Annotated in this window: 23 protein-coding genes and 1 riboswitch; of the genes, 14 read left to right on the forward strand and 9 right to left on the reverse strand. The window is 52.4% G+C overall.

All coding sequences use genetic code 11. The features are described 5' to 3' along the window. Positions 1-81 precede the first annotated feature (81 nt). Both AC4FIC_RS06350 and AC4FIC_RS06355 read left to right on the forward strand, forming a co-directional pair. On the forward strand, positions 82-393 hold the full coding sequence (locus AC4FIC_RS06350) for a hypothetical protein (RefSeq protein WP_145980229.1): 312 nt from the start codon (positions 82-84) through the stop codon (positions 391-393). Positions 394-526: 133 nt separating this feature from the next. Continuing rightward, positions 527-811 carry a hypothetical protein gene (locus AC4FIC_RS06355; protein WP_100256364.1) on the forward strand — a complete coding sequence of 95 codons (285 nt, stop codon included), beginning with the start codon at positions 527-529 and terminating at the stop codon, positions 809-811. 10 nt (positions 812-821) lie between these two features. Here AC4FIC_RS06355 and AC4FIC_RS06360 read toward each other — a convergent pair whose 3' ends face one another. Next, on the reverse strand, positions 822-1,988 hold the full coding sequence (locus AC4FIC_RS06360) for a hypothetical protein (protein WP_100256363.1): 1,167 nt from the start codon (positions 1,986-1,988) through the stop codon (positions 822-824). Continuing rightward, positions 1,985-3,835 carry a TonB-dependent receptor gene (locus tag AC4FIC_RS06365; RefSeq protein ID WP_476194307.1) on the reverse strand — a complete coding sequence of 617 codons (1,851 nt, stop codon included), beginning with the start codon at positions 3,833-3,835 and terminating at the stop codon, positions 1,985-1,987. The genes AC4FIC_RS06360 and AC4FIC_RS06365 overlap by 4 nt, the downstream gene beginning before the upstream one ends. 150 nt (positions 3,836-3,985) lie before the next feature. Continuing rightward, positions 3,986-4,178: riboswitch (cobalamin riboswitch) on the reverse strand. Positions 4,179-4,716: 538 nt separating this feature from the next. Between AC4FIC_RS06365 and AC4FIC_RS06370 the strand changes: the two genes are divergently transcribed. The 6 genes from AC4FIC_RS06370 to AC4FIC_RS06395 all read left to right on the forward strand — a co-directional run bounded on the left by AC4FIC_RS06370 (position 4,717) and on the right by AC4FIC_RS06395 (position 9,342). Then, a complete protein-coding gene (locus AC4FIC_RS06370; RefSeq protein WP_273284519.1) occupies positions 4,717-5,124 on the forward strand; it encodes an energy transducer TonB in 408 nt (135 codons plus the stop codon). A gap of 114 nt (positions 5,125-5,238) precedes the next feature. Continuing rightward, positions 5,239-6,360, forward strand: coding sequence for a succinylglutamate desuccinylase/aspartoacylase family protein (locus AC4FIC_RS06375; RefSeq protein ID WP_158524283.1), 1,122 nt, complete (start codon positions 5,239-5,241; stop codon positions 6,358-6,360). A 42-nt stretch (positions 6,361-6,402) separates the two neighbouring features. Further along, entirely contained in the window at positions 6,403-7,149 is a 747-nt protein-coding gene (locus AC4FIC_RS06380; RefSeq protein ID WP_100256359.1) for a spermidine synthase, read from the forward strand. An 82-nt stretch (positions 7,150-7,231) separates the two neighbouring features. After that, a complete protein-coding gene (locus tag AC4FIC_RS06385; protein ID WP_100256358.1) occupies positions 7,232-7,564 on the forward strand; it encodes a DUF2489 domain-containing protein in 333 nt (110 codons plus the stop codon). Between the two features lie 274 nt (positions 7,565-7,838). Continuing rightward, positions 7,839-8,471: a Pr6Pr family membrane protein gene (locus AC4FIC_RS06390; RefSeq protein ID WP_100256357.1), complete on the forward strand. Its 633-nt coding sequence runs from the start codon at positions 7,839-7,841 to the stop codon at positions 8,469-8,471. 34 nt (positions 8,472-8,505) lie between these two features. Further along, positions 8,506-9,342, forward strand: coding sequence for an MBL fold metallo-hydrolase (locus AC4FIC_RS06395; protein WP_227003755.1), 837 nt, complete (start codon positions 8,506-8,508; stop codon positions 9,340-9,342). Positions 9,343-9,354: 12 nt separating this feature from the next. On the opposite strand, the gene AC4FIC_RS06400 is transcribed toward AC4FIC_RS06395, so the two are convergent. From AC4FIC_RS06400 to AC4FIC_RS06425, 6 genes are all read right to left on the reverse strand, one after another. Next, positions 9,355-10,386: a LacI family DNA-binding transcriptional regulator gene (locus AC4FIC_RS06400; protein ID WP_100256355.1), complete on the reverse strand. Its 1,032-nt coding sequence runs from the start codon at positions 10,384-10,386 to the stop codon at positions 9,355-9,357. A gap of 94 nt (positions 10,387-10,480) precedes the next feature. Next, entirely contained in the window at positions 10,481-11,890 is a 1,410-nt protein-coding gene (locus AC4FIC_RS06405) for an alpha-glucosidase/alpha-galactosidase (RefSeq protein WP_100256354.1), read from the reverse strand. Positions 11,891-11,982: 92 nt separating this feature from the next. Beyond that, positions 11,983-13,284 carry an ABC transporter substrate-binding protein gene (locus AC4FIC_RS06410; RefSeq protein ID WP_100256353.1) on the reverse strand — a complete coding sequence of 434 codons (1,302 nt, stop codon included), beginning with the start codon at positions 13,282-13,284 and terminating at the stop codon, positions 11,983-11,985. A 22-nt stretch (positions 13,285-13,306) separates the two neighbouring features. Then, positions 13,307-14,194 (reverse strand): carbohydrate ABC transporter permease, encoded by an 888-nt coding sequence (locus AC4FIC_RS06415; protein ID WP_227003754.1) that lies wholly within the window; start codon positions 14,192-14,194, stop codon positions 13,307-13,309. Beyond that, complete coding sequence (locus tag AC4FIC_RS06420; protein WP_100256352.1) at positions 14,181-15,065, reverse strand: carbohydrate ABC transporter permease; 885 nt, start codon at positions 15,063-15,065, stop codon at positions 14,181-14,183. The genes AC4FIC_RS06415 and AC4FIC_RS06420 overlap by 14 nt, the downstream gene beginning before the upstream one ends. 254 nt (positions 15,066-15,319) lie before the next feature. Continuing rightward, the gene (locus AC4FIC_RS06425) at positions 15,320-15,850 is read right to left on the reverse strand and encodes a c-type cytochrome (protein WP_273284523.1); all 531 of its coding nucleotides are present in this window, start codon (positions 15,848-15,850) and stop codon (positions 15,320-15,322) included. A 396-nt stretch (positions 15,851-16,246) separates the two neighbouring features. Between AC4FIC_RS06425 and AC4FIC_RS06430 the strand changes: the two genes are divergently transcribed. The 6 genes from AC4FIC_RS06430 to AC4FIC_RS06455 all read left to right on the forward strand — a co-directional run bounded on the left by AC4FIC_RS06430 (position 16,247) and on the right by AC4FIC_RS06455 (position 21,608). Further along, entirely contained in the window at positions 16,247-16,780 is a 534-nt protein-coding gene (locus tag AC4FIC_RS06430; RefSeq protein ID WP_273284525.1) for a GNAT family N-acetyltransferase, read from the forward strand. A gap of 26 nt (positions 16,781-16,806) precedes the next feature. Further along, positions 16,807-18,057 carry a trans-sulfuration enzyme family protein gene (locus AC4FIC_RS06435; RefSeq protein ID WP_100256349.1) on the forward strand — a complete coding sequence of 417 codons (1,251 nt, stop codon included), beginning with the start codon at positions 16,807-16,809 and terminating at the stop codon, positions 18,055-18,057. Further along, a complete protein-coding gene (locus tag AC4FIC_RS06440; protein WP_100256348.1) occupies positions 18,041-18,763 on the forward strand; it encodes an iron-containing redox enzyme family protein in 723 nt (240 codons plus the stop codon). Before AC4FIC_RS06435 ends, AC4FIC_RS06440 begins: the two co-directional genes overlap by 17 nt. A 7-nt stretch (positions 18,764-18,770) precedes the next feature. Continuing rightward, positions 18,771-19,859, forward strand: coding sequence for a DUF2817 domain-containing protein (locus tag AC4FIC_RS06445; protein WP_227003814.1), 1,089 nt, complete (start codon positions 18,771-18,773; stop codon positions 19,857-19,859). After that, a complete protein-coding gene (locus tag AC4FIC_RS06450) occupies positions 19,856-21,109 on the forward strand; it encodes an MFS transporter (protein WP_100256346.1) in 1,254 nt (417 codons plus the stop codon). The genes AC4FIC_RS06445 and AC4FIC_RS06450 overlap by 4 nt, the downstream gene beginning before the upstream one ends. A gap of 133 nt (positions 21,110-21,242) precedes the next feature. Then, positions 21,243-21,608, forward strand: a complete 366-nt coding sequence (locus AC4FIC_RS06455) for a DUF6164 family protein (RefSeq protein WP_100256345.1) — start codon at positions 21,243-21,245, stop codon at positions 21,606-21,608. 118 nt (positions 21,609-21,726) lie between these two features. Here AC4FIC_RS06455 and AC4FIC_RS06460 read toward each other — a convergent pair whose 3' ends face one another. Then, on the reverse strand, positions 21,727-22,725 hold the full coding sequence (locus tag AC4FIC_RS06460) for an NADP-dependent oxidoreductase (RefSeq protein ID WP_273284532.1): 999 nt from the start codon (positions 22,723-22,725) through the stop codon (positions 21,727-21,729). Positions 22,726-22,754 lie beyond the last annotated feature (29 nt).

Below are 22,754 nucleotides of genomic sequence, written 5' to 3' on the forward strand. Positions count from 1 at the left end.
CGGGCCAAACCGGGACGGATTTGGGCATAGAAGCAAAAGCTGGACTATATTAGCGGGTAATGCTCGACGAATCAGGCCTTTATGATGCATACCCTTAAATACGCGCTGCTTTGCGCACTTCTTTTACTGATCGTGACCGTGGCCATTGCGCTGCTGATCATTGCCTACCAGTCACAGCTGTCCGGCGAGATCATCAGCGAAGCGCTGACCCGCTTCGTCGATCAGCGTCTCATAGAGCGTGCTACTCAGGCTATAATTGAGCGCGAGCTGGGCCTACAGAACGCCGCCCTGTGGCTGGCCGGTCTGCTGTTGTTGGCTAGCAATCTAGTCAGTACCGCGCTTTTCCTGCGCCTGCGCAGGGCCATGACGAATGAATCTGCCCAACCAATATGAGCATTTTTCGGCAAAAATAGTTTTTTCGGACAAAGCGGGCAAAAAAATGCCGTCTGAGGCAATAAACTGGGGCTAATGCCGCCAAAGGCTCTTACACTGGCGTCAACATACACAATATAGGGCCTGCTAAGCGATGAATCTCGATAAAGCACAGAAACGAATTAGCAAAAAGGCGAATAAGGGCTTTCAAGGCTTCCCGCAATTGATTATCACCTATTCCGGCCCCAGCGCCGATCTAGCGACCCGGGTCGATATCAGCTTTATCGCGGATGAAAACAGTGCCGCTCAGGTGCAAACCTTTAACACCCAGGCCGACATCCGCAGCGATGAAACCATCCAGACCACCCTGGTGAAAATAATGGACCGCTCCGAGGCCCTCACGGTGAGCCTAACCGACGGGGTTCAAGCACTCACCTAACGGGGCCCGGTTACAGTGCGAGAATCTGGGTTGGGTTGTAAGTCAGCTCGATTAACCGATTCACCGTACCGTCGTCCAGATCGATTACCTTTAAGCCGGCGTTTTCACTGCCATCGCTTTGCGCCTGCACGCCGACATAGAGCGCATCATCGGTGGCCAGCAGGTCACCGATATTATATTGGTTGGTTCCCAAGACGATTTCGCTCGGTGTACTGGTGCCAGCACGCAGCACAAAGACCTTGTCGTTGCCCCAGCTCACGCTACCGGAAAAGTACACATCGTTGTTGGCCGACACGGTCACGCCGCTGATATTGCCATAGGGTGCCGCGCTCAGGTCGCCATCGTCGATCAACAGAGCCGTCGCGTAGCTGGTTGTGTTAAGGGTGGCGATACCACCGGTGTATTTGCCTGACGTATCGGCATAGTTGTAGGCGTCACCTGTGGCCGCGACATAGAGTAGGCCATCGTGCAGTGCAAAGGACCCGGCATTGCGCACCGGCAATTCGATAGCCTGAACGCCGGCCATTGTGGTATCGGTATCGACTAAACTATTCGTGCTGGTATCGATCACCACGACCTTGGAATTGGCAGCAGCGGCATAGCTGTCGTTCAAACCAGTTAACAGTACAAATAATTTCCCATCCAGCCACTCCAGATCGGCCATATGCGGGTTACCACTGCTGGCGTTAGCAAAGGCAGATAGATCAATTTTCTCGATGAGGAAATCAGCATCTGTCGTCGCGGCAGGATTAACCACCCACAGATCCTTGCTACCATTGCGAGACACGTAAGCTTGACGGCTACTTAGGGCCAATAGATCACCCGGATTGGCACTAAAATCATCGCCCAAGACACTGCGCTGCCAATCGACTGACACAACGTCCGATTCCGTATCAATACTGATTTTCGATACGGAATCAAAGCCATAACGTCCGAGTCGGAACAGTTCTCCAGCTTCAAAGGCAATGGCGATATCGGCTGGATTGGTGGTGTGAATTCGTTGTTCAAATACTTCATCGATTTCTAGGACTGTGTTGATCAGGATAACATCGCTAGTGGCATAGTCCGGCGAGGCTGCCGCCACCGCTAGGTTAACCGAACCCAAGGGGCTGTTATTCGGCTCCGGCAAACAGGCCACAAGGAGCATGGCGCTAGCAATTATTAACAGTTTTTTCATATATTTTCTCCAAAGAAATAAACAAGGCTAAGATAGATTTTGCGCCCAGGCAGCGGGCTATTGCTGTAATCCACCTGGTAGCGATTGAGTAGGTTTTCGACGGCGAGCGTGCCCTGCCAATTATTTTTTCGGCCACTGAGCGCGCTGTTAAATTGGTGTTTGGCGGTCGCCATGGTCGAGTTGGCGCGATCAAAATAGAGGCCGGCCTGATAGATATAACTGCTCTGCCAAGTCAGGCCGGGCAAGGGTGTCCCGCTCAGCTGATGGCGCACACTGAGTGGATAAAAGCCGGGCACCTGCTTTTGGTCATAGACCTTTAACAACGAGCTTGCCCAGCCACGTTGCCAGCTGCCACTGGAGCTCAGTTGCAACGCGCCGAGAGGGGCTTCGACCTGCCACTCCAGGCCATAAAAAATCGATTCATCGATATTAATATAACGACCGACACCCTGGGAGTTGAACACCGGCGCGATGGTATTGTCCGACTGCCGGGCAAAGGCGGTGGCATTGAACTGATAGGCCGCACCCTGCCATTGATAATTGATATCCCCGCTCAGGGCGCTCTCGGCAGCCAGGTCAGCATTGCCCTTAAAGCTGCCCAGATTCCCGAAGCGTTCAATGAGGTTCGGCAAGCGCTCGGAACTTTGCAGATTCACTTGCACGCGGTGCTCACCGCGTTGATAGCCAATTCCGGCCTGGCCACTGAAGCGGCTACCAGCCGCCTCTGTGTCATCCGAGCTATCACTGAAGGTGGCGTAGCGTAAGCTGCCGGTTAAGGTTGTAAAGGCAGCCACAAACCAGTCGGCGCCGAGACTGTGCGCCCCGCTCAGCCGTTCGGCGTCGACCTGGGTAACGCTCTGCTGTTCAATCACAAATTGCGCCTGATCCAATTGATTGTTCAACGTAAGCAGTCCCCAAGACAGCGGCAGCACAAAGGTCTGCGCCAGCTGTCGACTCAACAGTCGATCGCGACTGTCGCTGACAAAGCTGCCCAGGCCATTGGCCGGATCGCTAAAATGGCCCAGATCTTCACTGATATTGAAGCGCAGCGAACTGTCCTGGTGCCATAACCAGTCGGACAGGTTAATACCCAGTTGCAGCGCCTGTTTGCCTTGCTGGTAGTAGCTGTCGGCGCTGGTTAGATTGGCCCAGTGGGGCAGATTTTTCTGTTGATCGTGCGCACTGAGATTGACAAAGTAACTGCTCTTGGCTTGATTGATAGTGCCGGTTAGGCCACCGGACCAGGATTCAAATTGCGCATTGTTGCGCGTCTGCCATTCATCATCGCCGCTGTATTGCGCGGTGCCGCCATCGTTCGAGTAGGTAAAATCGTTATCGACTGCCAAGCCTTCAACAAAGCCGGTAACCGCCAGATTCGCCACCAGTAGATCACTGGTCACCAGGCCGCGCCGATGGCCAAAGCTACCGGTCTCGAGCAATATCTTAGTTCGATTTTGGCGTGCCGTGCGGCGCACTATATTGATGGCACCGCCCGGGCTGCCCTGGGCAAATTGAGTGGGGGTACTGCCGGAATAAACTTCGATGCGTTCGACATCGGCGAGCGACATCTGTTGCAAGAAACCGCCCTCACCGCCAACGTTCGACTGCAACACCCCGTCGAGGTAAATCTGGGTCTGGGCGCTGGGTGCGCCGCGCACGCTGACGCTGGCATAGCTACCAGTGGCCCCGGTTTGTTGCAACTGCACAGAGGGGGCTCGCTCGATAACATCGGCGACGCTTAGAGCGCTAGCCGCAAATTGGCTGGCATCGATTACGGTGACTTGGGCGGTACTGAATTCCGGCTGGGTGCTGAAAGCGGGGGTAATGGCAGAATATAGGGTCGGCAAAATATTAGCCGTCGGCTGGGCCGCATCAGTTTGCGCGCCAACCGATGCATCAACTAAGTCTTCTGCAGACGGAGTTGTTACAAAAAGGCAAAAAATTACAGACCACAGCGAAACGCTGCACGATTGTCTAAACGACATGCACCCACCCGTACGGAAAAATGACATCAGGCCGGTATCCGGACTTGAGAGGCTCAGCTAGGCTGTTGAATCAATCCCTTCCCGCTTGCGCAGTGGCATATATTGATTCAATGGTTTACCCTCTCTCACCGTTGCGGGGGCAGTACTGGTTTCACACCAGTTTCCCGTTTAAACGTTGTAGGTCACCTGAATTTGGAAGCGAGTATAGAGTGTCCGACGAAGCCGTCAACCCCTTATTTACAATGTCTGCACGCGATACGATCTGGCGACTGGTATTTTTTACCGGTTCCATTTTGGTGCACCTGGCTATATTCGCATTGGTCAAAATACCGCAGACTTCGGCGCCAATGGCGACGAAAAATAGTTTAACAGTGCAGCTCCAAAGCAGCATAAATACTATTACGCCCGTGCCGCAGGGCAGCGCCCAAACCCAGACAAAAAAAGCTCTTAGCAGCACATTGCCGACCAAGACGGCGACACCAAAAAAAATACTAAAACCCGACGCGCTGGGCAAAAAAATCGAACCTAAAGCGACTTTGATTATTGCCCAAACGGATCCAATAGAGACGTCCGTCTTCGTCGCAAAAAAAACCTCAGCTCCAATCGTCCAAGACCAGCTCTCCAAACCAATTGACGTACTCGATTTGGAAAAATTTGCGCGCGCAAAAAATATTTTAGCGACCGCCGAACTCGCCTCCATGGAAGACCTAAAGCCGACATCGACTGGGCCGGAGCAAGCGGCAATGCCAGCTGCGATTGCGTCGGCAATGGCCGAACTGCCAAAGGCTAATCCCCTCGACCAGATCGTATCCGAGCCCAGCAATGAGTTTCAATCCACCGCTCAAGTAGAACCCGATCGCGTCGATCGACGAGACGTGCAAAACTTTGCCGCCGCCCGCTTCGCCGGTCGCCCGCCGGTGCCGATCAAGCCGGCCAGTGCCATTCGCAAACGGCTGCGCGGCGAACTCGTTCTGCGCGGTTTTGTCGGCGCGTCGGGCCAACTGGAACAGCCCTTTGTGCAGCGGTCATCAGGGCATCTAGAATTGGATCAGGCGGCCCTGGAGCAAGCCTTGGCATGGTCGTTTCAACCGGCGCTGGAAGATGGTGTCGCCACCGGCCAATGGGTCGAGTGGACGGTAGCCTTTCGTTAAATGCCCCTCGGTCATTGCGACAGATCCTAACAGTTCGACGCCCCCTACCCTTGCACTTCACCAGGACCATCGGCACTATCGGCTAACATCGTAAACTGTTGTTGAGAGCCCATTGTGAGTTACCAATCTATTGCACTGCCGTCCGCTGCGGTCGGCAACCAGAGCCATCTTGGGGTGCATCGTTTCGGCCCGAGCGGCGCCAAAAAAGTGTACATCCAAGCCGGCCTACACGCCGATGAACATCCGGGCCTGTTGGTTGCTCAGTACCTGATCGGCCAGTTCGCCCAATTAGAACAACAGCAATTGCTGCTGGCCGAAATTGTCCTCGTCCCATTCGCCAATCCCATTGGCTTACGGCAGCGCACGTTCGGGCACCTCACCGGTCGCTGCGATTGGCATACCGGGCAAAACTTCAACCGTGGCATGGCCCTCGATTCGGCCGCACTGATTGAGAGCCTAAGGCCCGAGCTGGGCGAAGATGGCGAGCACAACAGCCGACTGCTGCGGGCAGCCATGCTGCACCAGGTCGCCCAACGCAGTGGCCAGATGGAAATTGCCACGCTGCACAAGACGCTATTGAGCCTGTCGATAGACGCCGATCTGGTATTGGATCTGCATTGCGATGAGGTCGCGCTACCCCATCTGTTTTATGGCCAGCATCAGCCTGAGATGGGTGCACAACTGGCGCATTGCCTAGGCTATGATATTTGCCTCGGCGAAGATGTACGCGGCACCGTGGCCTTTGATGGTACCCATACCCAACCCTGGGTCGTGCTCCAGGCCGAGTTTCCCGATCATCCCTTTGCCAACCCCTGCTTTGCGGCTACCATCGAACTGCGCGGTCGCAATGACGTGTCGGCGGCATTGGCCCAGCAGGACAGCCAGGGCATCGTGCATTTTCTCGCCGAACAAGGCCTGATCACGACCAGTGAGTATCAGCCACCGGCCTGCACACCTCAGCAGCATGGGGTTGACCAGGTCAGCCTAATACTGGCCAGCCATGCGGGCCTGGTGACCTATAGCCGTGCACTGGGTGAGTGGCTCGCCGCTGGCGATCTGATCGCCGAAATCGTTATACTGGACGGACCCGAACCACAGACTGTGGCGGTGCGCAGCCCCAGTGCTGGGCGGCTGTTTAGCCAGACCAATCACTTTGTGACCGCGCCCGGCCAGGTGATCGCCATGGTCGCGACGCACGAATCCCAAAACAGTCCCGGCACCCAGCTGGCCTTTTGAGGCCAACAGTGCCAAGCGACCAACGACCAGCCTAGGGTAGAGATGAACAACTTTGGTAAGGAAATTAAACGGGTTTATGATGCCATTGGCCCAGTTCTGGTGTATGACGACGGCAATAAGCGTCATCTCTCCTTTGGCGATGATGACGAACAGGGCTGCATTCTCAAGCACCAGCCGACACAGATCCAATACACCTACGTTCGCGCTATGTTGCTCAGCCTGTTGTTCAATGCCGCTCCAAACCGCGCGCTATTATTGGGCCTGGGTAGCGGCGCCTTGGCCAATCTGCTCTACCATCAGTTGCCCAAGGCCCATATCGATGTCGTGGAGCTGCGCAAGGTTGTGGTGGATCTGGCCTACAGTCATTTTCAATTGGCGCGTCATCCTCGCCTATCGGTTGGGATCGGCGATGCCGCCGCCAAACTCGCGCAGCCTGTTGACCAACCCTATGACCTGATCATGAGCGATATTTATCACGCAACTGGCATGGACGCGCATCAGTCTCAAGCAGCCTACTTGGAGCGCTGTTACCGACTCCTGGCGCCACAGGGCTGGCTGGTAGTGAACTTTTGGCAAGAACATAAGCAGGTTGAATTACTAGCCCAGTTACATGCGCTCTTTGCTCAAGTGTGGGTCAATAATATCGATGGCGGTAACTGGATCGTGATGGCGACCAATAGCCCCGAACTGCCGTCCGACGTACAATTAAAAGACAACCTCAATGACTGGAACAAACGGCTCGGTTTTTCCCTGACCCAAGTCGCCATTAGCCTGTGTTTGCATCGTTAAAATCGGGCGCTAATCAGGCTCGCCAATCGAGTCGTTCGGCAACCCACACCTGCCTAAGCTAACTTTTAAACCGGAGCCCGCCATGACCGATACCAGTTCTAACGCCCAGGCCGCGCACCTGATTGGTGTCACCGCCAAGGCCATGCTCGATGGCAGCGCGCACTATCTTCAAGGCGCAATAGAGCTCGAACGGCTGCGCCACCTAATCGGTGCCTATGAAAACGATCCGGACTTTATGGCCTTTGTCGGGGTGATGGCGGAAATCAATAGCCTCAAGCTGGATACCGACAAGCCGAACTGGGTCGAGCGGGCCACGCCAGCGCAACAGAGTGCGATCGCGGAGTCGGTAGCTTGGGCCAAAGCCGTGTCTTGGGCGCAGTGCCAAGCCTTGGCCGAGCGCTATGGCGTGACCTGAATCGTCCGGTCCAGACTAAGCGCGCGGCAACACTAAGCCTGGTGGCAAAGTCCGCCAAGCTAAAATTCCACCCACAGGCCCTGATTCGCCGCCCTTACAGTAGGGCTATTGCATGTCCGTCAATTTACGGGCTCCAGTTTGCTTGCATATGCCTGAGGAGTTCCCCATCACAGGGATTGGCTGCTGCTCGCCATTAAAACTGTTGTTCGCGCTCAGAGTCCGTTAAATTGGGCCTAAATGGCCGCGGCGGCCACCCCCTAAAGGAGCACAACCCATGACAGCGACCGAACAACGATTCTATTGGCTCTTATTGGTCAGTTCGTTGGCTGGCTTTGCCACCACTTACTTCCCCGGCCTATGGGGCCAGCCCGCGAGTTTCTGGCTGTCCGAGCTGATCGCCACCCTGAGCTATTTTACCATCTTGAGTAATATATCCATCGCGGTCCTAGCCGCTAGCCAGCTGTTTTATAGCCGCACCAGCTGGGCCTTAACACTCAGCCAGATGAAGGTACAGACCGCCATCGCCGTTTACATCACCATCACTGGGCTGGTCTATAATCTGCTGTTGGCTGACACGTGGGAGCCGCAGGGCATCGATATACTAAGCGATAATCTACTGCACCGGGTGACACCTCTGCTCTACGTCACGTTCTGGTTTATCAGCGTGCGCGGCAAGACGATGAACTTGGCCCACACCCTGCCAATCTTGTTGTTCCCCGTGGCCTATCTGATCTATTGGCTGGTGCGCGGCCCACTGGTGGGTTCTTACCCCTATTTCTTTATCGATGTGGCCAGCTATGGCTATGCGCAGGTATTAATCAATAGCGTGCTGCTGTGGTTTGGTTTTTGGCTGGTGGCCTTGGCCTATTGGGCGATCAATAAATTCACCACACCGATCTATGTCTAACCTATACTGTCCCGCCACTGCGTAGAGAATGATTATGAACCGAACCCAGGCCATTTTACTCGGTACCGGCACACCCAACCCGGATCCATTGCGCATGGGTCCCTGCACCGCAATTACGGTCGGCGATCGGGCCTATCTGGTCGACTGCGGTGCCGGCCTGGTTCGGCGCGCGCACGAGGCGTTCACCCAAGGCATTGCCGCCTTGGACGTCAAAAACCTCGATCGGTTATTTCTCACCCACCTGCATTCAGACCATACGGTCGGCTTGCCGGATCTAATCTTCTCGCCTTGGGTGATGGGTCGGGCCTTGCCCCTGCAAGTCCATGGCCCCAAGGGCACAGGCCATTTGGTGGACCAGGTGGTGAGTGCCTATGGTGCCGACGTTGAGGCCCGCACCTGCGGTCTGGAACCGATTAACGCCACCGGCGGCAGCGCTCAGGCGTTCGAGATCGATGCCGGAATCGTCTTTGAAGATGATCGGGTCTTGGTCGAGGCCTTTGGTGTTGAACACGGTACCACCTGGGAGCCCTTAGGCTATAAGTTCACCACGGCCGAACGCACCATTGTCGTCTCGGGCGACACCGCGCCCTGCCCCGAAGTCTATGATCTATGGCAAGACTGCGATCTGCTGATTCATGAAGTCTACTCCGCCGCCGGGTTTGCGCGCCGTGCGCCGCACTGGCAGGCGTATCACAGCCATATGCACACCTCGGGGCTTGAGCTGGGCGAAATTGCCCAGCGAGTGCGGCCAAAACTGTTGGTCCTGACCCACCTGCTGCTCTGGGGCGAAACACCGGAAGCACTGGTAGCCGAAGTTAAACAGTCGTTCGACGGAGCGGTCCAATGTGGTGTCGATCTGGGCGTCTATTGACCGCAGAGATTCCTAGCCGCGTGAGGCGCCGCAGGAATCACGGATAATCAGATGTGAATCCATCCGGTGGTGGTGGGGTTCGAGATTGCCGCTGAGGTGATCGAGCAGTATCCGCACCGCTTTTCGACCATGCTCTTCAGGGAAGGTTTTAATAGTGGTCAACGGCACCGGCGCGAATGCCGCTAAGGGGGTATCATCGTAACTGACGATGGCGACATCGTCCGGAATCCGCAACCCTTGATCTGTCAGCGCCTTGATTATACCGAACGCAACGGTATCATTCCCGGCAAAAATTGCGCTAAAGGATTTCTTACCACGCAATAATCGCTGGCAAGCTTCATAACCACTTTCGGCACTCAGTTCGGCACTTTCTTTTAGGCCCTCACCACTGAGCCCAGCCTCCTCCAGTGCGCTCAGCCAACCGCGTTCACGCGAGTTGACGCTGACAAAGGCCGATGATGCGAAACCAATGTGCGCAATGCGTGCATGGCCCAAACCGATAAGGTGACGCACAGCCAGCTTAGCGTTGATAAAGTTATTACTGCCGGTGGTGCTAAACTCGGAGGCGGTTTCAGCACTACGCCGTTGGCTACCGAAGACCACTAGGGGCATTATCTGTTGATTGATCTGTGCCAACTCGTCGTAATCGTTTTCACGCGGGTTCACCACGATCAGCCCGTCGACCCGGCCGCCTTTAGCCAACTTAGTGTAGCCGCGGGTCTGTTCGTCAGCTGTGGATTCGATCAGCAGTTTCATGTTGTTCAGGTGGGCTTCTTCCAAAACTGAGGCAACGACACGGGCCAGAAAAGAGTCTATGTAGAGATGATGAATCTCCGGCAGGACCAAACCAATCGAGGCAAAGGAGCCCGACGCCAAAGATTGTGCTGCGGCGTTAGGCTCATAACCCAACTGGGCCGCTGCTGCCAAAACCTTCTCACGAGTGGCCTGACTGATACCAGATTTTTCGACATCATTCAGTACGAACGACACGGTGGTGCGGGATACACCGGCAAGCTTGGCGACCTGAGCACTGGTTGCTCGCATAACTTTTAGCTCTCTTTTTATTAGATCCCCGTAACGTCAAGCGTATTCGGGTAGATCAGAGATTGTACGCACACATTGGCTCACCCCGCCAGCGCTAATAAAAATACTCGGGCAGATAGTCCCGATGAGCCTCGAGCAGCTCATCGACCATGGCACGGATCTGACGAATATCGAGCACCGAACTGGTGTGCGGATCGAGCATCGCTGCGTGATAGATGTGATTCCGATCCTGTTCCAACACCGCATTGACGACCATTTCCTGAACCCCAATATTGGTGCGCATCAGCGCCGCCAACTGTGATGGCAACTTGCCAACCCGAGTCGGGGTCACACCATTGTGATCCACCAAACAGGGCAGTTCGACACAACAACCGTCTGGCAAATTGTCGATCAAGCGGTTGTTGAGTACATTGCCATAGATGACGCTCGGCTCACCGGTCACCATTGAGTTGATAATGGTGCTGCCAAACTCTACAGAGCGCTTAACATTGCTCAGGCCGGTTAACATATGGGCCACGCTTTGTATTTCGCGTGGCATCACCTTAATGTTTTTGTTTAGAACAGCCTGGGTTAGCGCCTCAACGGATTGTGATCCGGGGTGCTGTAATTCCTTCTCGATAAAGGGCCAGGCTGTTTCATACACCTGGCAACGGCCCGGGTATTCATCCAACGGGATACAGTACTCTTTAAGCAGATCTTCACGACCGGGTTTAATAAACCATGGCACATATTCGGCAAAGTGTTCACTAGACTCGGTCGGAAAATAGCCAAACTGCATCATGGCTTCATACCGCACCCGGTTCCATTCCGGTATTTGACCGCTCTGGGCTAATGCCTTTAATTGAGGATAAAGATCCTGACCCTTATGTTCGAATCGGGTATAGAAGGACATGTGATTAATACCGGCACATTTGTAATCAATTTCCTGTACGGGGATCTTCAGGTCTTTGGCTAATTCATGAGCGGTACCTTGAACACTGTGGCACAGGCCAACCGTTTTCACCTTATCACTGGAGGCATTGAGTGCCCAGGTAATCATCGCCATAGGATTGGCATAATTCAAATGGATCAGGCGATCACTACCGACCTGTTCCATATCGCGCAACATGTCCAGCATTACTGGGATAGTCCGCAGACCGCGCATAATACCGCCAATACCGAGCGTATCGCCAATGGTCTGTTCCAGACCATATTTTTTGGGTATATCAAAATCCCGTACCGTGGCTGGGCGATACCGGCCCACTTGAATGGTGTTGAGCGCAAAATCGGCACCTTCGAGGGCTACGCGACGGTCGGCCTGCGCTTCAATCTTGGGTTGCACACCGAGCAATTCGGCGAGTCGTAAAGCCACCGCCATGGATAAATCCAGGCGATGGTCATCAATATCGTGGAGCACAATATGGGCATCTCTCAGCGCTGGGATCGACCAGATATCGCCGAGCAAATTCCGGGTAAAAACAGTGCTGCCTGCACCGATTAAAACTATTTTTGGAGGAGAGTACATTGGCGCTTCCTATCAGAAGTCCACTGCCGCAGTGGTCAGCGGCAGTGGATGGTCGAGATGATGGGCTTAGTCTGTGGTAAGCCTAGGGTTAGTTACTTGTTCAGTTTCAATACTTTTTTATTTACCTTAGTCAAGGCATCCTGAGCGTCGTCCTTACCCAGTAATATCGATTCGATCGCGCCATTGACCAGTTCGTTAATCCGCGCACCGTTGTTGGCAATTGGCGCTAGGAAAGTGTTGCTGTTGGCCATGGTTAAGAACGCAGAAGAATCGATGCCGCGCGCCGTTTGAGCAGCAATGGCTTTTTCGGCCATGCCTTTAATCGCAGGAAAAACCACACCCCGTTCAGCGACAACATTTTGGCAATCTGCTGAGCCTAGGTACTTAACCCATTCCCAAGCTTCGGTTTTGTTCTTCGAGCCACTCCAGATAGAATCGGCCAAACCATTAAACATGGTAGCACGCTTGCCTGTGGGTCCAACCGGCAGGGGTATCCACTGATAATCAAACGTAGAATTGGTAGCGAAGTGGGTGATCATCCAAGAACCCTGTGGCACGATCGCCGTTTTTCCGGCCATAAACATCGCATCGGCACCGAGTGACTGGGAATTTTTAAAGTCAGCCGATAAGCCATTCGTGGCCATAGAGGTCAGATAGGCCAAGGTTTCAGCCAGCTTTGGAGAATCGTAGTAAAACTTGCCGTTCCAAGCAGAATCCTGATATTTAAAGCCGTTGGACACCGCGAAGTGACTCCATTCAGTTTGCCCCATCATGCCGCCCGAACCGGGATTCTGATAGCCGAACACCTCGACATTCTTGCTGTCAAAAGCACCGGTCGCGGCGTTATTGCCATTTTTATCGACCGTTAATTTGCGCACAACTTGCTCGAAACTGCCGCCGTCTTGTGGGTTCCAAGTCATGTTATTGAGTTCGTTCAGACTCACACCCGCACTGCGCGCCATATCCATGTTGACGATCATAGCGATGGTATCCCAATCTTTCGGGAGACCATACTGTGCGCCATCTTTGCCCCAAACCTGGTACAGGCCGGGTGAATATTGTGAGGTATTCACGCTATCTTTTTTAACCAATTCACTAAGATCGACTAACTGTTTGTTTTTAGCAAATTCAGGATATTTTGCCAGGTGGTTAGTGAACACATCTGGCGCCGTACCGGACACAAATCCGGTCGACAACGCAGTCCAGTAATCGTCCCAACCGGACTGGGTTATAGCGACATTAATGCCTGGGTTCTTAGCGGTAAAATCCACTGCACATTGCTCATAAGCTGGCAGTTGGTTGGAATCCCATAAGACGTACTTTACCTCGCCAGCATTGGCCTGGAATGCGATACCCAGCGCTAAAGAAGTCAAAGCCATTGTTTTTATTTTCATGTTATTACTCCATTATTTTAGTTTACTTACCACCAGTGAACTGCACGGATTCGACAATCCTGCGTCCAAAAAAGAACAGCATAGCAACGGTTGGAATGGTGGCAATGACGGTTGCCGCCATCAGCCCACTCCAGTCCGGTTGACCTTGAGGGGTCTGCGATTTAAACGATTGCAAGGCAACAGGCAAGGTATGCATGCTGGCTTCTTTACCGATCAAAAACGGCCATAGAAACTCATTCCACATATTAATAGTTGTCAGCGTTGCAATCGTCATTAAGGGCGCCCAGCTTAGCGGCAGAGCGATCTTAAAAAATATAACGAAGGGGCCTGCGCCATCAATGCAAGCAGCCTCTTCGATTTCTTTAGGAAGGGACAGAAAAAACTGCCTGAGAAAAAACACTGTGAAACCGTGCATTAAAAAAAACGGGGCAACCATGCCTGCCATTGAGTTCAATAAACCCAAATCGCGAATTAAAATAAAATTCGGAATCATAGTAACTACCCCGGGCACCATCATCGATGCAACGAACGACCCAAACAAAACTTTCGACCCGCGAAAAGGGATGCGGGCAAAGGCATAGGCTGCCAGGGCACAGTTAAAGGTCTGTGCAATGACGATAATGCCGGTAAACAAAATTGAATTTATTAGCGACTGTGAAATATTAAAGTTCGCACCCGAACCACCGGCCGCAATCGACTCCTCGGTGCTCAACATGCCGAGTACTTTTTTATAATGAATCAGCGTGGCATGCCTGGGCAGCAAGTCAGTCGAGGTGGTATAGAGATCACTCGCCGGCACCAGCGAGGTTTTCACCACGAAGACCAGCGGAAACACCGTTACCAATAACATCAAAACCAGAACCACCCAGGCAACAATGCGTGCCGGCGTCAATTTATTAAGCAAGGTCACTTTCGGAAGCCCTCATAATGTGCATTTGAAACAGCGTATACAGCAGCATTGCGGCGCATAGCGTTACCGACATAGCGGAGGCATAGCCCATCCTGTAAAAGCTGAAAGCGTTTTGAACTATGTAGTAGACGATGACCCGGGTTGAATCGAGCGGTCCGCCCGAGGTTGTTACCGCTATAGTGTCAAAAATTTGAAAAGAACCGGTCACACTTGTCACCAAAACAAAGACCATCACTGGGCGCAGCAACGGCAGGGTAATCTTCTGGAACATCTGCCACTCTGAGGCCCCCTCTAGACCGGCCGCCTCGTAGAGGTAGCGCGGAATGGTCTGCAACCCGGCCAAAAACAACATCGCGACCAGACCCATATGGCGCCAGATATTGATGGCGGCTACAGAAACCAACGCTTGGTCGGGATCACCCAAATATGCCTGAGTGCTCAGCCCGAGAGTGTCGACCAGCGCATTGATGATTCCCAATATTGGATCGAGCATCCACAGCCAGACCATCGCGACCAATACGTTGGACATCAAATAGGGCAGTAACAGCGTCGCCTTAACAAAGATCGACTTAGTCAGGCGGTCCATCGCCACCGCCAGAAACAGGCCTAATGCCGTTTGCAACGGAATGTTCAGTAGCACGTAGTAACCCGATAGCTTCATCCCGTTGAGGAACTGCTCGTCCTGAAACATTTCTAGATAGTTGTCGAAACCGACAAAAGTTGAATCGCTGAGCAGATTCCAGTCGGTAAAGCTGATCGCGACAGCCCGTGCTGCAGGCCAAGCATAAAACACCAAAAAACCTATCAGCGCCGGTAAAATAAACAGATAGGCATAAGGCGATGTGCGTGTGCTATGTGGGACTGACATCATATTCTGACCTTTTTTGCTTTAATTGCTAACGCGTGTTAGTCATTAAAGTATTACTTATTGCCGAATAAGGCAAGAATTTTTGTAATAAAATACATAAAAGATCGATTTTAAGGGGGGGTTTGTTTTATCAATTAACGCGCGTTATGTTTTTTGTTAGATTTTACGTTGGGATGAATAGTAGACGGGTTCGGATTGTTGCCGCCGTTTTTAGTTTGCAGCTTGGGCGTGGCGGCCAAAAACAGCCGCCGCCATCATTACTTTTTACTGCGGAACGTCTTATGGCAGCCGGCGCAGTTTTTAGTCAAAAGACCGAAAACATCCGCCGGGGGCATCAATGCCAGTTGCTCAACGGTCATGGGCTGACTTGAGCCTTCGATTGCCGCGACCCCATCATTAAGCGATACCTCATTGGCGGCAGACGCGGCCAAGCCATCGGCATACAGCGTCAATTCCTGGGCATAGGTTTCAAACTGAGACCATTGCTGCCAAATGGCGGGCTTCGCTTCGCTGGCCTCGGTCAAACTGCCTTCAGGAAACATCTCCGTAAGATGGACCCCGCCCAGGCGGGCTATGGATTGCGCCGCCGTCTGCACCGTCTCGGCGTTATATGTCGTCCGGCCACGCATCATCGGCTTCAACGTCTTAACCGACTCCGCCATGCTACTCATAGCATCCATGCGGTCCTTAACGATCCCCATTGCACCGTTATGGGCCCAGGCCAACCCGGCACCGGTAATTAACAAACCAATGGACAGATGACGAACAGTTTTCGATCTAAAACTCATATTGGATCCTTAATAATTGGGCACTATTCTGAGTGAAAACTCACATTTCACTGAGAGTTTATAGACTTTGCCGGTGATTTAAACCCCCGCGCAGCATCCTGCTTCGAGTCAGCCTCAGCATGCTCTTAGACTTTTTATTGATGTATTTATAACCGAAATTGTGAGCTTTTTGTGAAGTAGGTCTAAAGTTTATTGAGATAATGTGAATTTTGACAAAAATATTTCACAAAACTTACCTGTCATTTTTCCGCTCATACGAAGGTACAAGCCCGGTTTGATCAAGGCTTCAGTTACATTTCTATGGCCCCAAGGAGAACTGGGTTTGTAATGTTTCTGATAAGGGAATAAAGGCGGACTAAATGCATATCCGCCATCGACACAATTTTAAGGATGACCATGGACCTTCAATATCGATGGCTGACGGAAATACAGCCGCAAGACGCCGTTAAACTGGAACATCTACTCATGGCCAGTATTGCTGATGATGGCATGCTCGGCTTTGGTGAATCCGACAGCGCCTTGATCGCCGATTATGTGGCTCACTTGGGGGCAAAACTGAACAATCATATTATTCATATCCTATTAATTGACGACGTAATGTCTGGGCGGGCCGCAGGCGTTGTTGTGGTTACTCAAATCGCCCATAAGACGTCATGTCATATAGCCGAACTGAGTAAAGTGATTATTGAGCCTACATTTCGAGGCGCGGGCTTGCTTAAAATGGGCCTGAGAAAGGTATGTCAGAAGGCCACCAGCATGGGGGTAACGCGGTTTATTTTTGACGTTAGAGAGGACACCCCGAGCGCCAAACTTTGGCATGCTTTGGGCTTTGAAACCTACGGCCGTTTAACCGACTATTCACACTACCAAGGAAAACTGCATGCAGGACTGTTTATGACAGCGCGTATCGAGGATCTGCATGCACGGTAACTACCGATACCATTAAGGGAGCTCCAATGACGATCAGTAAAAGCAGAAGGACACTGTCTCTGGCCACCCTGGCGATACGTGAAGGTGCAGCCATTGATACCTCGACGGTTAATTGCGAACCGCTGGCGCTAACCAGTAGCTACGTTTTTGAAAGCGCACAAGATGCCGAAGAGAAATTTGCGGGCAGGTCGATAGGTCATGTTTATAGCCGAATTTCAAATCCAACCGTGAGCGCGTTTGAGCAGCGCATCGCCGCATTGGAAAATGCCTATGGTGGCGTGGCTTTTAGTTCAGGCATGGCCGCAATTGACTCGGTCCTTATGGCCTATCTTAGACCTGGGGATCAGGTCGTCGTGGGTGGAAATGTATTCGGCACAACTGCATTTTTGTTTGTTAATTTCTACAATACTTGGGGCATTTCTATCGATTTTGTCGACTTGAGCCAAGAAAAAAACTGGCAGAATAAAATTAGCGATAAAACTCGTTTGGTGTTCTTTGAGACCCCGTCCAATCCAAACCTGAGGCTGACCAACATAGAGCGACTGAGTGCTAAAGCCCACCAACATGGCGCGCTGGTCGTAGTCGACAACACCTCGGGCACGCCCATTATGACGCAACCCATTGGACTTGGTGCCGATATTGTGGTTCATTCTGCCGGCAAGTTCCTCGATGGCCAAGGCCGTGTGGGCGGCGGCGTCGTCTTAGGCGATGCGAGCGTATGCGAACAGATGCGCGCCATCGTGCGTTCCAAGGGTAACTGCATTAGCCCCTTTAACGCCTGGATTGTATTGAAGAGCCTTGAAACTCTTGATATTCGTATGCGGATGCACTCCGAAAACGCCCAAAAATTAGCGCAATATCTGACCAATAGCCCTTATGTTGACACAGTTTATTACCCTGGCCTGAACGATCACCCACAGCGCGACTTGGCACTCAAACAACACGCCAACAACCTCCACGGTGGCATTGTCTCTTTCGAGCTCAAGGGGGACAAGGCCCGGGCATGGCGCTTTATTGATCGCCTGGAGTTAATCACCAATAGTACCAATATTGGCGATACCAAGACCCTTGTCACTCATCCTGCGAGCACTACCCACGGTCGCTTGACCTCGAAGCAAAAAAACATTTTTGGTATTAGCGATACCCTAATCAGAGTGTCAGTTGGCTTAGAAGACAGTCGCGATCTTCTTGCGGATATTGAGAATGCCCTAGTACACCTAACCCAAACGGATATAACAGGCCAATTTAAGGAGCTAAATCATGAACAAAGCGCATAGCCCCAGCGAGTTTCGACTGAAATTAGAATCTGACTTACATAATCATCTTACCTTAGACCATCCGATCATTGGCGAGTTGGTAAAACCCGAGCGTAACCTGGCACTAATGAAAGTCATGGCATTACAAGGTTATCAGCTCACCAAACACTTCCTAGAATACGTCGAACATCTGTTTTTTTACTGCCCGCTGGCTAAGCATAAAAGGAGACTGTTGTTTAACCTATTTGAAGAGGAGACGGGTCGGATTTCTAAAACGCGAAACCACGTCGTTCTGATGGAAAATTTTATTAGGGCGTTAGGGATTTCCGATGCAGAACGCGATGCTGCCAAGGCGTACCCTGAAACCCAGGCATTAATAGACTATCGAATGACCGCCGTAAAGGACCGTAGCCAATATCATATCGGTGCCGCGGCGGTCATGATCGCAAGCGAAGGTCAAAACTTGGAAACTCGAGCGGGTGCTGCCAGGCATGAGATACTGGGTAAGCTCTATGGTTTAACCGAGCAGGACCTATTGTTTTTCTCCGTTCACCAAAAAGAAGATATTGGCCATGTTAATGAGGGCCTAAACCTTGTCACGGATATTTGCACGACTAAAGATCTCCAAGATCAGGCACTTTTTGCCGTAAACCATACCTGTCAACTCTTTTGGAATATGTATAGCGGCGTCGCCCACCGCCATTGCCCCGCGATTTTGGCGGCCTAGAATGATCATGAATTGTGCTCAGCGCAGTGACTATTTCTCGAGTTCCTATGTCGAGGCCCGAAGCCGCTTCAACAGCAAAGCTCAGGTCCGGGGTCTAGTAGTGACCACCTACACCTTTGCCGGCAAGGGTGTAGCCGGCGAGGCATTGACTGCGGACACGGTTGAATTGGGCGATCCACGCAGTTCCAACGTTCTGTTTATTGTTAGCGGCACCCATGGCGTAGAAGGTTTTGCTGGGTCGGCTTGCCAACTTGCAGTGCTGGATCAGATCGATGCTTTGAAATTGGGAAATTGTCGAATTGTGCTGGTGCATGCCCTCAATCCCTTTGGCTTTTCATATTTTCGACGTAGCAATGAATATAATGTGGATATCAACCGAAATTTTTTGACTTCAAGGCCAACAGCCATAATAGACAAAAATCGGGAGCATGCTGTTATTCGGCAGTTGCGCAAGACCTCAAATGGCTACCAATCCCTAAAACTTTCTCTCATGTTGGTTTGGCAAATCATCCAGGGGAAAAAAGCAGCTTTGCAAAGTTTAATTACGGCAGGGCAATATGAAAACGAACGTGATCTTTTTTTTGGTGGAACCACTGCATCCGCGTCTGCGCAATTCTGGCAAGATCTGTTGGTGAAGTATCAATCAAATTCTTTGTATTTGATGGATATTCATACCGGCTTGGGGAAGCGGGGCCAAGCCTATATCTTGTCCGAAGCACAGAAATCGAGTGCGCAATATCAAGACAATCATCGCTTTTTCAAGCATTGCAATCTCGTCCATACCGCCAATGATGTCAGCATCAGTTCACAGCTCAGAGGTACTCTGTCAAGTCGATTACCCGAGCCCGATAAGGCAATTACATTGGAGTATGGGACTCGAGGTGGTCTGAGTGTTCTTTGTGCGTTGGCGCTTGAAAATTACCACTATTGGCATAACCGAGGAGAGCAGCCACATCGCCAGTCTGCCGACCGGCTAAAAGAAATTTTCATCCCTCAATCACGGCGCTGGCGAGCAGGCGTTATCGAGTCGTTTTGGCAAATATTAGAACGGCAAATTCAGCTCATTCACTCTAAACCCAAACAAGGCAGTCTATGACTCTGATAAAAAGGCACGCTCTGTTACTGCTAATCGTTGGCTTCGGGATTCTGGTGTCCCTGTTGTCGACCAGCATTAAAACGTCATACCAAGTTTTCTTTGTGGCAATGTCCGACGATTTTGGCCTCAGTCGTGGTGAATTTGCCTGGTCTGGTACGCTCTTTATGGCGGTCTTTGGCATCAGCTCGCCCATTGTCGGCTATATAGCCGATAGAATCGGTGCCAAACACACAATCATTGGTGGCCTGTTTTTCAGCGGGCTGCTATTTCTGTTAATGGCCCTGACCCAGAGTTTTACGTCCTTCTTATTGCTCTATGGCATCGGCGCGGCCTTCGCTTATACGGCCATTTCCTATGTTTCATTGGGCGTGTTGGTCGAGGAGATCAACGCACCCAAGCTCAGGGGGCTCATTTATGCTCTGGTGACCAACGGTGCGGCCCTGGGCTTTGTGTTTCTGGCACCGCTCTGGTTGTATCTCGAGGCGTTCTTGAGTTGGCGGGATATCTATTTGGCCACCGGCTTGGTGTTTGTTCTGCCGCTGACCCTACTGGCGATTGTCGTGTTGCGTTTTAGTGCTGTTGGCCAGGTACCGGTCGCTGATCAACCGGAGCCAGCTGTGCCTGAGAGGTTCCGGCAACGCTTGGCCAGGGTTTTTACCAATGCCAACTTCTACTACCTCTCTTTAGGGTTTCTAGGCTGTGGCGTCACTATGGCCTTTGTCGATATCCACCTGGTGGCACAACTAAAGGACATGGCCTTAAGCGCCAATTTTATTGCCCTGAGTCTGGTCGTACTGGGTGTTGCAGAGTTTATTGGCGGCATCGCAGCGGGTCTTATGTGTGATCGCTATCCGGCTCGCCTGGTGCTATCGGGGTTTTATCTGTTGCGTGCGGTGGCGGTATTCATTCTCTTCGCACTGCCGAGCCAGCTTGGCGTTCTGCTCTTCGCGGCGGTCTTTGGCCTGTCTTTTATGGGTACGGTGGTCGGCACGTCGGTGGTGTCCTTGACTATCTTCAGCAAGGAGATCAAGGGTTTTGCCTTTGGCTTTGTCTGGCTGTTCCATCAGATAGGGGCGGTTCTCGCCACCCAATTAGGCGCCAACCTCTATGATCTCAATGGCAACTATCAGTTGGTGCTATTGGTGACCGGCGTGATTGCCATGGTATCGGCATTGCTGGTGCTCAGGATTCGCATCCGCGTCGCGGACCCCAGCCGCGCGGATGCGGCCACAAGCGTACAGCGAGCCTAATGGCCCTTATCTTTATGCTATCGACTGTTTAGGGCGCCGTGCGACCGACTTTCGCTCTTCTGAAACAGACCAGCAATTGGTCTGTTTCCGGTTTAACGGTATGATGCCCTGAATTTGTTATGCTGGATTCCTCATGGCCAAACTTGCCTTTCGCCTCAATAATGTTCCGGTTGAAGAAGCCGACCTGGTTCGGTCGCTCTTGGTCGATCAGGAAATAGATTTTTATGAAACCACAGCCGGCCGCTGGGGTATCTCCGTTGCGGCCATATGGGTCAAGACCGATGAGGAGTTTACTCGCGCGCGTGAGTTGATCGAGCAGTTTCAGGTTGGCCACAGCCGAGCCATGCGCGACCAGTATACCGAGGACGTCAACGCCGGGCGCGTGCCGACGCTGTGGCAGCTGCTGCGTGCCAGCCCAGTGATTTTCATCACCTATTGGCTGCTCATTGGGGCCGTCGTGGTCATCAGCGTTTTGCCCATCTACGGTTATTTCAACTGAATCCGTTTCCCTGCCTCTAGAACCCGAGCAAGCGCTGGTCACAACGCTACCCGAAGCTTGAGTAACCCTCGACGCGACCACCCTAACTGGTTGGCCGCGCCGCAAGCTTGGAGAAAGGTTACAGTCGAACGATCAACTTACCCTCATTGGCACCGCTAAAGAACAAATTCAAGCCGGTCATGGCCGATTCCAAACCGTCCAAGACATGGCTTCGGTATTGGATTTTGCCGGCCATCAGATGAGGCATCAGCAAACCCAATAGAGCTGGTGCATCCTGAAAATGATCGGGCATGGTGAAGCCCTTAATGGTCAGGCGCTTCTTGATAATATTCATCCAGTTCGGGCCCGGTGCCGGCGTAGCCGTCAGGTAGTCGGCGATATGGCCGCAGACAACGATTCGGCCATGGGCATTCATGCGCGCAAAGACCAAATTTTGAATCTCGCCGCCGGTATTTTCAAAATAGATATCAATACCATCGGGGGTCAGCGCCTCGAGCTGATCGTTCAGGTTGCCTGCTTTGTAATCGATGGCGCCATCGAAGCCCAGCTCATCGATCAGCCAAGCACACTTCTCAGCACCACCGGCGACACCGATAACCCGTAAGCCTTCAGCCTTGGCCAACTGGCCAACGATCGAGCCGACCGAACCGGCCGCTCCCGACACCACTAGAGTTTCGCCCGCCTTAGGTTGACCAATACGATAGAGGCCCTGCGTCGCGGTAAGCCCCGGCAAGGCCAGCACCGAGAGCACCAGTTCGGCCGACAACGTGGCGTCAATTTTGGTCAGGCCCGTGCCGTTGCTGAGCACCCGCTCCTGCCAGCCGAACATACCTTGGACCTGATCGCCGACGGCAAAGTCTGGGTGATTCGATTCAACGACCACACCAAAACCGGACGAGCGCATCACCGAACCCAGATCGACCGGCGGAATATAGCTATCGGTGGCCGGACTCATCCAGCCCAACATAGCCGGATCGAGCGACATATGGGTGTGCTTAATCAGTAACTCGCCCGCTCCGGGGGTAGGTATTGGCAGGTGTACAACTTCAAACAGTTCAGGGCCGATGGCGGCGCCATAAGGGCGTTTGACCAAGTTGATTGCGGTGTAAGTCGACATAGGGTTTCTCCAAGATTACTGGGTTAAGG

It is taken from the genome of Reinekea sp. (assembly GCF_982785585.1).

Bases quoted from the DNA above. Each gene is read 5' to 3' on its own strand.
- AC4FIC_RS06390 (WP_100256357.1), top strand. From the start codon at position 7,839: ATGACAGCGACCGAACAACGATTCTATTGGCTCTTATTGGTCAGTTCG.
- AC4FIC_RS06380 (WP_100256359.1), top strand. From the start codon at position 6,403: ATGAACAACTTTGGTAAGGAAATTAAACGGGTTTATGATGCCATTGGC.
- AC4FIC_RS06420 (WP_100256352.1), bottom strand. From the start codon at position 15,065: ATGATGTCAGTCCCACATAGCACACGCACATCGCCTTATGCCTATCTG.
- AC4FIC_RS06460 (WP_273284532.1), bottom strand. From the start codon at position 22,725: ATGTCGACTTACACCGCAATCAACTTGGTCAAACGCCCTTATGGCGCC.
- AC4FIC_RS06355 (WP_100256364.1), top strand. From the start codon at position 527: ATGAATCTCGATAAAGCACAGAAACGAATTAGCAAAAAGGCGAATAAG.
- AC4FIC_RS06435 (WP_100256349.1), top strand. From the start codon at position 16,807: ATGACGATCAGTAAAAGCAGAAGGACACTGTCTCTGGCCACCCTGGCG.
- AC4FIC_RS06350 (WP_145980229.1), top strand. From the start codon at position 82: ATGATGCATACCCTTAAATACGCGCTGCTTTGCGCACTTCTTTTACTG.
- AC4FIC_RS06450 (WP_100256346.1), top strand. From the start codon at position 19,856: ATGACTCTGATAAAAAGGCACGCTCTGTTACTGCTAATCGTTGGCTTC.
- AC4FIC_RS06360 (WP_100256363.1), bottom strand. From the start codon at position 1,988: ATGAAAAAACTGTTAATAATTGCTAGCGCCATGCTCCTTGTGGCCTGT.
- AC4FIC_RS06430 (WP_273284525.1), top strand. From the start codon at position 16,247: ATGGACCTTCAATATCGATGGCTGACGGAAATACAGCCGCAAGACGCC.
- AC4FIC_RS06410 (WP_100256353.1), bottom strand. From the start codon at position 13,284: ATGAAAATAAAAACAATGGCTTTGACTTCTTTAGCGCTGGGTATCGCA.
- AC4FIC_RS06445 (WP_227003814.1), top strand. From the start codon at position 18,771: ATGAATTGTGCTCAGCGCAGTGACTATTTCTCGAGTTCCTATGTCGAG.
- AC4FIC_RS06440 (WP_100256348.1), top strand. From the start codon at position 18,041: ATGAACAAAGCGCATAGCCCCAGCGAGTTTCGACTGAAATTAGAATCT.
- AC4FIC_RS06370 (WP_273284519.1), top strand. From the start codon at position 4,717: ATGCCAGCTGCGATTGCGTCGGCAATGGCCGAACTGCCAAAGGCTAAT.
- AC4FIC_RS06395 (WP_227003755.1), top strand. From the start codon at position 8,506: ATGAACCGAACCCAGGCCATTTTACTCGGTACCGGCACACCCAACCCG.
- AC4FIC_RS06385 (WP_100256358.1), top strand. From the start codon at position 7,232: ATGACCGATACCAGTTCTAACGCCCAGGCCGCGCACCTGATTGGTGTC.
- AC4FIC_RS06425 (WP_273284523.1), bottom strand. From the start codon at position 15,850: ATGAGTTTTAGATCGAAAACTGTTCGTCATCTGTCCATTGGTTTGTTA.
- AC4FIC_RS06405 (WP_100256354.1), bottom strand. From the start codon at position 11,890: ATGTACTCTCCTCCAAAAATAGTTTTAATCGGTGCAGGCAGCACTGTT.
- AC4FIC_RS06455 (WP_100256345.1), top strand. From the start codon at position 21,243: ATGGCCAAACTTGCCTTTCGCCTCAATAATGTTCCGGTTGAAGAAGCC.
- AC4FIC_RS06400 (WP_100256355.1), bottom strand. From the start codon at position 10,386: ATGCGAGCAACCAGTGCTCAGGTCGCCAAGCTTGCCGGTGTATCCCGC.